The organism is Kitasatospora sp. NPDC004669 (assembly GCF_040609455.1).
In the GTDB taxonomy this organism is placed as follows: Bacteria; Actinomycetota; Actinomycetes; order Streptomycetales; family Streptomycetaceae; genus Kitasatospora.
Genome location: NZ_JBEXKB010000003.1, coordinates 145,499 through 156,692 on the forward strand (window position 1 = coordinate 145,499; position 11,194 = coordinate 156,692).

Consider the following 11,194-nt stretch of genomic DNA (forward strand, 5'->3'; position numbering starts at 1 on the left):
CGACGGGCGGAGATCAGGGACAGATCCGGGATCTCCCCGAGGGCCCGGGAACCAAGGACCCGCGGGCCACCGGGAAGGCCGCGGCAAAAGCACCGGGCGGGCGCCCCGAAGGACACCCGCCCGATAGAACCGGCCCAGCCGGCCTCACCCGAACCGTCAGCCGGTGACGATGTTCACCAGCTTCGGCGCCCGCGCGATCACCTTCCGCACCGCCGCGTCGCCGATCGCCGCGACCACCGCCGGGTCGGCCAGCGCCAGCGCCTCCAGCTCGGCGTCCGAGATGCTCGGCGCGACCTCCAGCCGGGCCTTCACCTTGCCCTTGATCTGCACCACGCAGGTCACCGCCTCGTCGACCACGTACGCCGGGTCGGCGACCGGGTAGTCGGCGTGCGCCAGCGACTCGCCGTGGCCCAGGCGGCGCCACAGCTCCTCGGCGATGTGCGGGGCCAGCGGCGCGACCATCAGGACCAGCTGCTCGGCCACCGCCCGCGGCGTGGAGCCGCGCTTGACCAGGTAGTTGTTCAGCTCGATCGCCTTGGCGACGGCCGTGTTGAAGCGCAGCCCGGCCATGTCGCCGCGGATGCCGTCAATCGCCTTGTGCAGGGCGCGCAGGGTCGCCTCGTCCGGCTGCTCCTCGGTGACGACCAGTTCACCGGTGGTCTCCGAGACGACGTTGCGCCACAGCCGCTGCAGGAAGCGGTACGAGCCGACGACGGCCCGGGTGTCCCAGGGGCGGGAGACGTCCAGCGGGCCCATGGACATCTCGTACAGGCGCAGGGTGTCCGCGCCGTACTCGTCGGCGATGTCGTCCGGGGCGACGGCGTTCTTCAGGGACTTGCCCATCTTGCCGGCCTCGCGCTTGACCGGCTCGCCCTGCCAGAAGTACTTGCCGTCGCGCTCCTCGACCTCGGCGGCGGGCACCGGGAAGCCGCGCTCGTCGCGGTAGACGTCCGCGGTGATCATGCCCTGGTTGAACAGCTTGTGGAACGGCTCGACCGAGGAGACGTGGCCCAGGTCGTGCAGCACCTTGTGCCAGAAGCGCGCGTACAGCAGGTGCAGCACGGCGTGCTCGGCGCCGCCGACGTACAGGTCGGCGCCGCCGGCCGGCTTGGCCGCGGTGGGGCCCAGCCAGTACCGCTCGTTGGCCGGGTCGACGACGGCCTCGGTGTTGGTCGGGTCGACGTAGCGCAGGTCGTACCAGCACGAACCCGCCCAGTTGGGCATGGTGTTGGTCTCGCGGCGGTACTTCTTGACGCCGTCGCCCAGGTCCAGCTCGACGTCGACCCAGGCCTCGTTGCGCGACAGCGGGGTCTCCGGCGAGGAGTCCGCATCGTACGGGTCGTAGGTGCGCGGCGAGTAGTCGTCGACCTCGGGGACCTCGACCGGCAGCATCGACTCGGGCAGCGCGTGCATCACGCCGTCCTCGTCGTAGACGATCGGGAAGGGCTCGCCCCAGTACCGCTGACGGCTGAACAGCCAGTCGCGCAGGCGGTAGTTGACGGTGCCCTCGCCGATGCCGCGCTCGGCCAGCCAGGCGGTGACGGCGGCCTTGGCGTCGACCACGCTCAGCCCGTCCAGCGACAGATCGCCTTCGGAGCCCGCGGAGTTGACGATGACGGAGTCGTAGGTGTCGAACGCGTCGCCCCAGGCGGCCGGGTCCTGACCGCGTCCGTCGGTCGGCTCGACGACGCAGCGCATCGGCAGGGCGAAGGCGCGGGCGAACGCGAAGTCGCGGTGGTCGTGGGCGGGGACGGCCATGATGGCGCCGGTGCCGTAGCCCATCAGCACGTAGTCGGCGACGAACACCGGGACGGACTCGCCGCTGACCGGGTTGACGGCGTAGGCGCCGGTGAAGACGCCGGTCTTGACCTTGGCCTCGACCTGCCGCTCGACGTCCGACTTGGCGGCGGCCGCGGCGCGGTAGGCGGCGACGGCCTCGGCGGGGGTGGCGGCGCCGCCGGTCCACTCGGCGGGCACGCCCTCCGGCCAGGCGGCGGGGACGATGGAGTCGACCAGGCCGTGCTCGGGCGCCAGCACCATGTAGGTGGCGCCGAACAGGGTGTCGGGCCGGGTGGTGAAGACGGTGATCTTGCCGGCGTCGACGGCGAAGTCGACCCGGGCGCCCTCGGAGCGGCCGATCCAGTTGCGCTGCTGCAGCTTGATGGCCTCGGGCCAGTCCAGCAGGTCCAGGTCAGCGATCAGACGGTCGGAGTACGCGGTGATGCGCATCATCCACTGGCGCAGGTTGGACTTGAACACCGGGAAGTTGCCGCGCTCGGAGCGGCCGTCCGCGGTGACCTCCTCGTTGGCCAGCACGGTGCCCAGGCCCGGGCACCAGTTGACCGGCACCTCCTTGGCGTAGGCCAGCCGGTACTCGCCCAGGACCTCGTCGCGCTCCGCGGCCGACAGCTCCGCCCAGGCGCGCCCGCCCGGCACCTCACGCGAGCCGGCCTCGAACTGGCCGACCAGCTCGGCGATCGGACGGGCCTTGCGCGCGTCCTGGTCGTACCAGGAGTTGAAGATCTGCAGGAAGATCCACTGGGTCCAGCGGTAGTAGTCCGGGTCGATCGTGGAGATCGAGCGGCGCGGGTCGTGGCCCAGGCCCAGCCGGCGCAGCTGCTGGCGCATGTTGGCGATGTTGGCCTCGGTGGAGACCCGCGGGTGGGTGCCGGTCTGCACCGCGTACTGCTCGGCGGGCAGGCCGAAGGCGTCGTAGCCCAGCGTGTGCAGCACGTTGTGGCCGGTCATCCGCTGGTAGCGGGCGAAGACGTCGGTGGCGATGTAGCCCAGCGGGTGGCCGACGTGCAGGCCCGCGCCCGAAGGGTACGGGAACATGTCCATGATGAAGCTGTGCGGCTTCGCGGCGACGTCCCCCGCGGCCGGGTCGGCCAGCGCACCGGCGGGGTTGGGGGCGTGGAAGGTGCCCTCCTTCTCCCAGAGGTCCTGCCAGCGGGACTCGATGTCCGCCGCCAGCGCGGCGCTGTACCGGAACGGCTCGGTCGCGGTCTCGGCCGCGCCGGACGCAGGGGTCGTCTCGCTCATGGTCCTTCAAGCTCCATCGGTGTCAGTTGGCGAACCGCGACGCGGCCGGCCCGTGGACCCGTCCCACGACGCGGGCGGGGGCGGAAAACAAAAAATCCCCTCGCAGGAGGGGATGCCACGCCGACTCCGGCACCGCCCGAAGGCGCGGCCGGTCCTGGTCAGCGCGGCCGGCTAAGGAGCAGGCGCACGGTTCGCATGGGCTCAGGGTACCGCAAGCAGGTCAGGGCACTCCCGGCCGTACCGCACAGCGGGCGCCCCGCGCCGGGCCCGGCCCACCGCGCCGTGCCGCGCCTGGATCCCCGCGCAGCCCCGCACCGCGCCCACCACGCCGGGCCGGAACGGGATCACCGCGCCGCCGCCCGCTCCGCCGCGTCGAAGTCCCGCAGCGCCTTCGCCAGCCGCTCCGACTGCATACCCGCCGCCAGCGAGCGCGCCTGCGCCACGGTACGGGCGGCCTCGCGCTGGTCGCCGAGCCGCCGGTGGGTCTCGGCGAGGCGGACCATCAGCAGCGCCTTGGACCGCGCCCGCCCCGGCCCGAGCCCGGCGACGGCCTCGGCGAGCAGCGGCTTGGCCATCCGGCACCGGCCGAGCGCCAGCCGCCCCTCCCCCACCATGCCGGCGAGGTCGGCCCGGGCCTCCTCGGTGCCGGGCACGCCGTCCAGTTCGGCGAAGGCCCGGGCGGCGGCCGCCTCGGCCTGCTCGGCCTCGCCGCGCCGGCCGTGGGCGCGGGAGATCCGGCCGAGCTGGCGGGCCCGGGAGGTGGGGCTGAGCGCGGGGCCGTGGGTCTCCAGGGCGGTGCGCAGCGCCGAGACGGCGTCCAGGCCCCGCCCGCCGGCACCCTGGGTGGCGAGCACCACCAGTGCGCCGAGCCCGGCGACGCCGAGCCGGGGGTCGCCGCCGACGTGGGCGGCGCGCAGCGCGGCGACGAAGGCCCGCTGGGCGGCCGCGTCGTGGCCGAGGTCGTAAGCGGCCCAGCCGGCCAGCCGGGCGAGCCTGCTGGCCGTCCCGTACAGCTCGCGACCCAGCCGTTCGTCGTACGCGCCGAGCTCCAACAGCTTGGCGAGCATGGCGAGTTCGGCCCGGGTGGGGCCGAGCACGAGGCCGCCGCCGCAGGAGCGTTCGAGTCGCTGCTTGCTGCGGAAGGACAGGCCGAGCTCGCCGACCAGTCCGGCGTCGATGCGCAGCGCGCCCTCGCCGCCGCCGACCGGCGGGGGCGGCGAGGCGAGCCGTTCGGCGGCGTGGTCGAGGTCGGCGCTGCGGAAGAGGTCGGTGAGGCGGACGGGCCCGGCGTCGGTGGCGGCCTCGCGCAGGGCGGTCTGGGCGGTGTCGGCGGTCCACGGGTCGGTGAGCAGCCGGGGCGAGAGGATCTTGGCGCCGCGGTGGCCGCCCATCCGGCCCCAGAGCTGCTCGTAGGTGACGGCGATGCCCAGGGTGCGGCTGAGCACCTCGCAGACGGTCTGGTCGTGCGGGCTGCGCGGCACCATGCCCCGGTCGCGCCACTTGTACGGGGCGGTGGAGCTGATGGCCAGGCCCGGCGGCAGGGCGAGGCTGACCTCGCGGGCCAGCCGTTCCGGGCTCCAGCCGAGCTGGTGCAGTATCCGGGCCAGCTCCTCGTTCCGCCTTCGCTGCAGATCGGCCATGGCACGACGGTAGCGGTCTTTCCCACTCGCCCACCGATGGCATGGACACAACGGCGAAGAGCCGCCCCCCGGTGACGGGAGGCGGCTCTTGACCACTGTGGAGCTATGGGGAATTGAACCCCAGACCTCTTGCATGCCATGCAAGCGCTCTACCAACTGAGCTATAGCCCCTTGACCTGCGATGTCACCGGGCTTCTCGGCCGTTTCCGTCCGTTTCCCTCGGCGACATCGACTACTTTACACGGTCCGGGGCGTGCTCCAGAAATCCGTTTCCCGAGGTGCGGGCCACGGGGAGGTTCAGGGCCCTCGGCGCACCGCCCGTCGGCTGCGCGCGGCGAAGCCCGAGGCCAGCAGCACCCCGACGGCGTTGACCGCCAGGGTGACCTCCAGCGCGTGCCCCGACTCGGCGGCCGGCGCCGGCAGGTCCACCTGCCCGAGGAACACCGAACCGAGCACCGCGACCCCGATCACCTGTCCGAGCTGGATGACCGTCACCATCACCCCGCTGGCATCGGCCGCGTCCTCGGGTGCCACCCCCGCGAGCGCCCGGGCGAACAGCGGCGCGTACGCGCAGCCGGCGGCCAGGCCGAGCACGGCCATCTCCGCCAGCGGCACCGCCCCGATCTCGGAGCCGCCGCCGAGCAGCACCCCCAGCAGCAGGTAGCCACCCCCGAGCAGCACCGCGGAGAGCACCGGCAGCAGCCCGTGCAGGCGGCCCGGCAGCCGGTGCCAGTGCAGGCTGGCCAGCCCGAAGCCGACCGCGACGGGCGCCGAGCAGAGCCCGGCCCGCAGCGCGCTGTGGCCGAGCGCGGCCTGCTGGTGCAGGGCGAAGGAGAACATGAAGCCCGAGAAGGCCGCCATGATCGCGAACAGTCCGGCCGCCGCCGGGCGCAGCCCGGGGGCGCGCAGCACCCGCCCGGAGATCAGCGGCTGCCCGCCGCGCCGGGCTATCCCGCGTTCGACCACCACGAACAGGCCGAACAGCAGCACGCTGCCCGCGATCATCACCCAGCCCCAGGCCGGCCAGCCGAGTTCGTGGCCGAGCACCAGCGGCACCACCAGCAGGCCGAGCGCCGCGCCCAGCACCACCAGGCCCAGGAGGTCGAAGCCGCGCGAGGCGTCGCCGGGCAGCCGCGGCAGCAGCCGGGCGCCGGCGGCCAGCAGCACCAGCCCGAGCGGCACGTTGACCAGGAACACCGGTCGCCACCCGGTGCCGAACAGGTCGGCGCTGACCAGCACCCCGCCGAGCACCTGCCCGAGCGCCATGCCGCCGGCCAGCACCGCCGAGTAGAGGCCGAGCGCCCGGGCGCGGGCGGCGCCGGTGAAGGTGCGCTGCAGCAGGCTCATCGCCTGCGGCACCATCAGCGCCGAGCCCGCGCCCTGGAGCAGCCGGAAGGCGATCAGCCAGCCGGTGCCCGGGGCGAGGCCGCAGGCCAGCGAGGTGGCGGTGAAGGCGGCCAGGCCGAGTTGGAACAGCCGGCTGTAGCCGTAGCGGGCGCCGAGCCGGGCGCCGGTGATCAGCAGGACCGCGTAGGCGATGGTGTAGCCGGCGATCACCAGTTGCAGCGCGGCGCCGGAGGCGCCGAGGTCGGTGCGGATGGTGGGCACCGCGACGTTGACGATGGAAACGTCGAGCACGGCCATGAACTGCCCGCACAGGACGAGCGCGAGGAGGAGCCCGGGCCGTACGGCCGGGGCCTCGCCGGTGCCTCCGACCACGCCGGGTCGGATCTGAAGGTCCGTCATGACGGCCATATTGGGGCTCTGCCGGTACTGGTGGTTAGAGCTTGCTGATCCTGGTACTGGCAGCACCTGTATCGCCCGGGCGCGCTGCGGCACGATGGACGGTATGACCGTGCTGGAGGAACTGCCCACCGCAGCGGGCGGCCGCGACCGCCGTCGAACCGAACTGGCCCGTTTCCTGAAGGCCTGCCGGGCACGGGTCACCCCCGAGGACGTCGGCCTGCCGCCGGGACTGCGCCGCCGTACGCCGGGGCTGCGCCGCGAGGAGGTCGCGCAGCTCGCCGGGGTCGGGGTCACCTGGTACACCTGGCTCGAACAGGGGCGTCCGATCAACGCCAGCGAGCAGGTGCTGCTGGCGGTGGCCCGGGCGCTGCGGCTGGACGGCACCGAGCGCGCGCACCTGTTCCGGCTGGCCGGGGTGGCCCCCTCGCCGCTCGCGCAGCCGGCCCCGCCGGAGCTGAGCCCGTCGATCCAGGTGATCCTGGACTCGCTCGCCCCGCTGCCGGCTGCCGTCTCCAACACCCGGTTCGACGTGCTGAGCTTCAACCAGCCGTACCGCTCGCTGTTCGGCACCGAGCGGATGCGCCCGTCCCAGGGGGTCTTCTTCAACAGCCTCTGGTGCATGCTGACCGCGCCGTCGTGCTGCAACCCGTGCGAGAACCCGGAGGAGACCCTGCCGCGGATGGTGGCGGTGCTGCGCTCGGCGTACGGCAAGCACGTCGGCGAGCCGGTCTGGGAGGCCCATGTGCAACGGCTCTCGGCGCGCAGCGAGCTGTTCCGGGAGTTGTGGGAGCGCCAGGAGGTGGCACCGCCGAAGACCCTGCTGCGGATCTTCCGCCACCCGGTGCTCGGTGTGATGCGGCTGGACGCCACCTATCTGACGATGCCGGGCGTGCCGGAGTGCTACATCGTGGTCTACGTCCCGGTGACCGACCAGGACCGGGGGCGGGTCGAGGCGCTCAACTCGCTGCCGCCGGGCGGCTGGCGGCACACCTGCGTGTCCTGACCGCCTCCGGGCGGAACGCGAGAGGCCGTCACCCGGTGGGTGACGGCCTCTCGAACTGCTGTGGAGCTATGGGGAATTGAACCCCAGACCTCTTGCATGCCATGCAAGCGCTCTACCAACTGAGCTATAGCCCCGCGACACGGACGACCCTGGCCCCTGAATTCCAACTGGCCACGACCGCCGATGCGGAGTGGAGCTATGGGGAATTGAACCCCAGACCTCTTGCATGCCATGCAAGCGCTCTACCAACTGAGCTATAGCCCCGCACTCACCGGATCTCCCGCTTCCCTTCCGGGCCGCGTTCCCTCCGTGCGAACGAGGAAGACTCTAGCCGGTCAGGCCCGGAACTGCGAAATCCGCGTCTTCCGGGCCCCCGAGGCCGCTCCCCCGAGGCCCCCCTGGGGCTTCCCCGGGAAGCCCGGGGAAGCCCGGGGAAGCCCGGGGAAGCCCGGGGAAGCCCGGGGAAGCCCGGGGAAGCAGCACGGAGAGGGCCCCCGGAAGCCTCCGGGGAGTCCCCGGAGCCCCCGAGGGCCCTCGTCGCCGGGTGCCGCCCCCGGCCGGAACCGTCAGGTGTCGTCGCCGATGACCGGCTGCGGGAGCGTGCCCGCGTTGTGCTCCAGCAGCCGCCAGCCGCGCGCCCCCTTGCCGAGCACCGACCAGCAGCAGTTGGACAGCCCGCCGAAGCACTCCCACAGCGGCGGCTCCAGGCCCAGCAGTCGCCCCAGCATGGTGCGGATGGTGCCGCCGTGGCTGACCACGACCAGCGTGCCGTTCTCCGGCAGCTTGGCGGCGGCTTCCAGCACCACCGGCACCGAGCGGTCGGCGACCTCGGTGGACAGCTCACCGCCACCGCGCCGCACCGGTTCCCCGGCCGCCCAGGCCGTGTACTCCTCCGGGTAGCGCTCACGGATCTCGGCGTTGGTCAGCCCCTGCCAGGAGCCCGCGTAGGTCTCCCGCAGGCCCTCGTGGTGCTGCACGTCGAGCCCGGTGAGGCGGGCCAGCTCCTCGGCGGTGCGCCGGGCGCGCTTGAGGTCCGAGGAGATCAGCAGGTCCGGGCGCAGGCCGGAGAGCAGCCGGGCCGCCCGCTGGGCCTGCAGGACGCCCTGGCCGGTCAGCTCGATGTCCGTGGTGCCCTGGAAGCGCGATTCCAGGTTCCAGGAGGTCTGGCCGTGCCGCCAGAAGACGATGCGCGGACCCCGTGTCTCCCGGCTCAGTGCAGGTCCTCGGGCTTGCCGAAGTCGTCGGCCGGGGCGACGGCGTTGCCGGCCTTGTCGGTGATGGCGTCGGGGCGGTTGCGCGAGGCCATGGCGTCCTCGGGCAGCGGCAGCTCGGGGCAGTCCTTCCAGAGCCGGTCCAGCGAGTAGAAGGAGCGCTCCTCGGAGTGCTGGACGTGCACGACGATGTCCAGGTAGTCGAGCAGGATCCAGCGGCCCTCGCGCTCGCCCTCGCGGCGCACCGGCTTGATGTCCAACTGCTCGCGCAGCTGGTCCTCGATCTCCTCGGCGATCGAGCGGACCTGGCGGTCGTTGTTCGCGGAGGCGATCAGGAAGGCGTCGGTGATCGACAGCACCTCGCTGACGTCGAAGGCGATGATGTTGTGCGCGAGCTTGTCGGCCGCCGCCTGCGCGGCGACGGTGATGAGCTGCTGGCTGTGGTCGGTGACGGTCACGGTGTTCTTCCGGCTCGGCGGCTTGGGGCGGCCCCGGCGAGCGGCCGGGGGTCGCCTTCCAGGATCTCACGCCGCCCCGGCGGCCCCGGAACCGTTTTCCGGGGCCGCCGGGGCCGGGCGCGGCCGATCGGGGCCGGGCCGGGCCGCCGGCCTACTGCTTGGGCGGCTGGTAGTCCTTGCCCAGCACGACCACCAGGTCCGCGTTCTGGGCGTCGCCCACCTTCTTCACCGCCGAGTCCGGCAGCCCCAGGCTGGTCGCCAGCGACTTCGCCGCGGCCTGCCGGGCGTCGTCGGTGTAGCGGATCTCACTGGTGGCCTGCGCGGCGGTCTTGGAGCCGCCCGGGATGAAGGTCAGGCCCGAGTTGACGATCTGCACCTGGGCGGCGGCCGCGGCCGCGTCGTTGCCGGAGGCGTCCTGCAGCGAGACCCGGGCCGGGGTGTCGCCGGCCGCCGTGGACTTCACGGTACCGCCGAGCACGTCCTTGACCTGCTTGCCGGCGGTCGCCTCGTCCAGGCTGCCGTCCGGCTTGACGGTCAGCGCGGTGGTGCCGAAATGGCCGTCCTTCGCCTGCTGGGCGAGCTGGGCGAGCACCCCGGCGAGGGCGTCCTCGGGCAGCGAGGGGTCGAGCACCGCGTTCATCCGGTGCACGTCGTCCTTGGCGTCCTTGAACTCGGTCGGCATGGTGCGCACCACCGCGTCCATCACCTGACCGAACCGGGCCAGCTGGGCGTCCCGGTTCTCGCCGGGCCCCTGCAGGGTGGCGTACGCGACCGCGGCCTTACCGCTGAGCAGGATGTTCTTGCCCACCGCGGACAGCAGCTTGCCGTCCGGCTTGCCGCCCTCGTGGGTCTCGGCGTTGGTGTCCACCCGGACACCGCCGAGCTGGGAGACCAGCATCTCCAGGTACGGGGTGTCCAGCCGCCAGGTGCCCGCCACCGGGGCGCCCAGCACCGTGGACAGCCCGTCGCGGGTCGCCGAGGCACCGATCGCGTCCATCGACTGGCCGACGGTGGTCACCGGCGGGTCTCCCGGTCCGGGCAGCCGCAGGTTGTCGGGCAGCAGCAGCACCGTGCCCTTGTGCCCGGAGGCGTCGTTGACCAGCAGCGCGCTGGACACCTTGCCCTGCAGGTCGCGCAGGTGGACGACGTTGACCTGGCGCCCGCCGGCCGCGGCGGCCGCGGTCGGCTTGTCGCCGGTGAACCACAGGTAGCCGCCGACGCCGCCCGCCACCAGCGCCACCACCACACCGAGGCCGACCAGCCGGTTGCGCAGCTTGCGGCGCCGCTCGGCGCGCACCTCGCTGCGGGACTCGGCGAACTTCAGCCAGTCGATGACGTCCTCGGTCTCCTCCGCCTCCTCGTCGACGAAGGTGAACTCGCCCGTGGTGTAGCTGTCCCTGGGCGCGCGGGAGCCGGCCTTGCCGGACCGGGCCCCGGCGACCTGCTCGGACGGCGCCCCGGGCTTGGCCGGGACCGCCTCGGCGGCCGGCCGGGGCGTGCGCGGGCGCGGCAGCGGCACGGCGGCCGGCGCGGCGGGTTCAGCGGGCGCGGCGGGGGCGACGGCCTCGGGCTGCGGCTCGGCGACGACCGGCGCAGCCTGGTACGGCTGCTGGTACCCCTGGTGGTACGCCTGCTGCTGGTAGCCGCCGTACGGGTCCTGGGTGTACACCGGCTGCCCGTACTGGTCGTACTGCGGCTGCTCGTACCCCTGCTGCTGGTACCCCTGCTGGTAGCCCTGCTCCTGCTGGTACCCCTGCTGCTGGTGGCCGGCGAAAGTGCCCTGGCCGTACACCGGCTGCCCGTACTGGTCGTACTGCGGCTGCTCGTACCCCTGCTGCTGGTACCCCTGGTACGGCTGCTGGTACTGCCCGGTGGACCACTCCTCCGGCTGCTGCCCGTTGCCGTTGCGCTCGCTCATGCGCCCACCTCGCTGCGCTCGGCGGCCGCTTCGCGAAACGCGCGCCCATTGATGATTCGCTCGCTGCGCTCGCTCATGCGCCCCACCTCGCTGCGCTCGGCGGCCGCTTCGCGAAACGCGCGCCCATTGATCATTCGCTCGCTGCGCTCGCTCATGCGCCCCACCTCGCTGCGCTC

Annotated in this window: 8 protein-coding genes and 3 tRNA genes; 1 reads left to right on the forward strand and 10 read right to left on the reverse strand. The window is 73.2% G+C overall.

The genetic code is table 11. The annotated features are described in order from the left end of the window. Positions 1-156 precede the first annotated feature (156 nt). The 4 genes from leuS to ABZW30_RS04270 all read right to left on the reverse strand — a co-directional run bounded on the left by leuS (position 157) and on the right by ABZW30_RS04270 (position 6,428). Positions 157-3,042, reverse strand: a complete 2,886-nt coding sequence (leuS, locus tag ABZW30_RS04255; protein WP_355669502.1) for a leucine--tRNA ligase — start codon at positions 3,040-3,042, stop codon at positions 157-159. Between the two features lie 344 nt (positions 3,043-3,386). Continuing rightward, positions 3,387-4,682 carry a hypothetical protein gene (locus ABZW30_RS04260; RefSeq protein WP_355669503.1) on the reverse strand — a complete coding sequence of 432 codons (1,296 nt, stop codon included), beginning with the start codon at positions 4,680-4,682 and terminating at the stop codon, positions 3,387-3,389. Positions 4,683-4,780: 98 nt separating this feature from the next. Beyond that, positions 4,781-4,853 (reverse strand) — tRNA-Ala (locus ABZW30_RS04265). Between the two features lie 126 nt (positions 4,854-4,979). After that, positions 4,980-6,428, reverse strand: coding sequence for an MFS transporter (locus ABZW30_RS04270; protein WP_355669504.1), 1,449 nt, complete (start codon positions 6,426-6,428; stop codon positions 4,980-4,982). Positions 6,429-6,531: 103 nt separating this feature from the next. Between ABZW30_RS04270 and ABZW30_RS04275 the strand changes: the two genes are divergently transcribed. Continuing rightward, positions 6,532-7,431, forward strand: coding sequence for a helix-turn-helix transcriptional regulator (locus ABZW30_RS04275; protein ID WP_355669505.1), 900 nt, complete (start codon positions 6,532-6,534; stop codon positions 7,429-7,431). A 61-nt stretch (positions 7,432-7,492) separates the two neighbouring features. Here ABZW30_RS04275 and ABZW30_RS04280 read toward each other — a convergent pair. From ABZW30_RS04280 to ABZW30_RS04305, 6 genes are all read right to left on the reverse strand, one after another. After that, positions 7,493-7,565: transfer RNA gene (locus tag ABZW30_RS04280), tRNA-Ala, on the reverse strand. A gap of 57 nt (positions 7,566-7,622) precedes the next feature. After that, positions 7,623-7,695, reverse strand: a tRNA-Ala gene (locus tag ABZW30_RS04285). Between the two features lie 302 nt (positions 7,696-7,997). Beyond that, on the reverse strand, positions 7,998-8,645 hold the full coding sequence (locus tag ABZW30_RS04290) for a histidine phosphatase family protein (RefSeq protein WP_355669591.1): 648 nt from the start codon (positions 8,643-8,645) through the stop codon (positions 7,998-8,000). Beyond that, positions 8,642-9,100 (reverse strand): ribosome silencing factor, encoded by a 459-nt coding sequence (gene rsfS, locus ABZW30_RS04295; RefSeq protein WP_355669506.1) that lies wholly within the window; start codon positions 9,098-9,100, stop codon positions 8,642-8,644. The genes ABZW30_RS04290 and rsfS overlap by 4 nt, the downstream gene beginning before the upstream one ends. Before the next feature lie 151 nt (positions 9,101-9,251). Beyond that, on the reverse strand, positions 9,252-11,018 hold the full coding sequence (locus ABZW30_RS04300; RefSeq protein WP_355669507.1) for a LytR C-terminal domain-containing protein: 1,767 nt from the start codon (positions 11,016-11,018) through the stop codon (positions 9,252-9,254). After that, positions 11,015-11,194 (reverse strand): hypothetical protein (locus ABZW30_RS04305; RefSeq protein WP_355669508.1); only part of this gene is annotated, 180 nt, incomplete at its 5' end. The genes ABZW30_RS04300 and ABZW30_RS04305, both read right to left, overlap by 4 nt.